This window comes from Stenotrophomonas sp. P5_B8, from assembly GCF_054049855.1.
In genome coordinates this window covers 1-1,370 of the sequence record NZ_JBFULO010000669.1, presented here as the reverse complement: position 1 = coordinate 1,370, position 1,370 = coordinate 1, and the positions used below count along the sequence as shown (strand labels likewise).

The 1,370-nt window shown below is 69.6% G+C and carries 1 protein-coding gene; it reads right to left on the bottom strand.

Features of this window, described 5'->3' with window-relative positions:
- Window positions 1-441 precede the first annotated feature (441 nt).
- A partial coding sequence (locus ACXJKH_RS20525; protein ID WP_457322140.1) for an MlaA family lipoprotein occupies window positions 442-1,370 on the bottom strand: 929 nt, incomplete at its 5' end.

Sequence of the window (1,370 nt, the reverse complement as noted above, 5' to 3'; positions counted from 1 at the left end):
AAATAAAGGAGGAGGGGGCGGCCGAAGGCCGACGCCGGGGGCGTCGCCGGAAAGGGCATGGGCGCCCAGCGCCCGACCCACCGACCAGAGCCAAAAAAGCCGGGCTCCGCCTGCGCCGCGAGCCGAGCCCCTTAGCGGCCGGTAGGCCCTTGGGCAAAATAAAGGAGGAGGCCGCCCCGCGGCCGGGGGACATTTGCGCCAAGGGCCTACCGGCCGCTAAGGGGCCCTCACGCTCGCGACAGACCGGAGCGGAGACGCCGCCCGATCCACAACCGGCGCCTGAACTATCCGACCGCACGCGTGCAGCCGTGCCCAATCTGTTACGCCGGTTGGAACAAGTCGCGCTCTGTACGGGGAGAGGAACCAAAAAAATCCCGCCAAGGCGGGGTTTTTGTCGGCTTCCTGCGGGTAGGTACCCACCGTTGGCAGGTACGCCCTGGCTCAGTTGCCCCAGTTCGGCATCGGCATCGCATCGACCGGGATCGGCGCGGTGTCGTCGGCATCCTTGCCGCGCGTGCGCTTGTCGCGCAGATCGTTCTCGATCTGGTAGTTGCGCCGCTGCAGCCAGGCATCGCGGGTCAGCGCGTACTCGTCCACGGCGCTGTCGCGGATGTCATCCAGTGCCATCAGCTGCGAACGCATGTCCACCAGCTGCAGACCCTGCAGACCGATGCGCACCTTGTCCTCTTCGATCGTGCGGATCGGCGAGAGCGGAATGTCGCCCGCCAGGCCGAACACATCACGCACGGTACGCGGGCCGAAGAACGGCAGTTCCACGTAGCGCGAACCGCGCCAGCCCCAGGCACCCAGGGTCTGGCCGAAGTCTTCGCTGCGGCGCGGCACCATCGCCTTGCTGGCCGGATCGAACAGGCCGCCCAGGCCCAGCGTGGAGTTCATGACAAAACGGCCCAGGCTGTCCCAGGCATCGCCGGGCCTACCCTGAAGCACCTGGTTGGTGATGGTCACCGGCGCACGCAGGTTGCTGAAGAAGTTGGTCACGCCGGTACGGGCGAAGCGCGGCACCACCTTGGTGTAGGCGGTGGCCAGCGGACGGGCGACGGCGCGGTCGACCACGTTGTTGAAGCTGTGCACCCTGCGGTTGAACGGTTCCCACGGATCGTAGGCAGCCCGGCCGGGTTCGGCGCCGTCGGCAGAGGGCGCCGGGCCACCGTACAGCGCGGCGAAGTCGTCTTCGGCATCGGTCGGCGCGGCCTGGCCGCCCGCCTGTGCGGTCCGGGCGGCAGGGCGGTCGGTGGCCACCGGCGCAGTGGCCGGTGCGGCGCTTGCCGCGGCCGGCACGCTGGCCGTGTCGTCGACCGCGACGGGGGCGTCGACCGGCGCCGAAGCGTCCACGGCCACGCTGGCCGGTG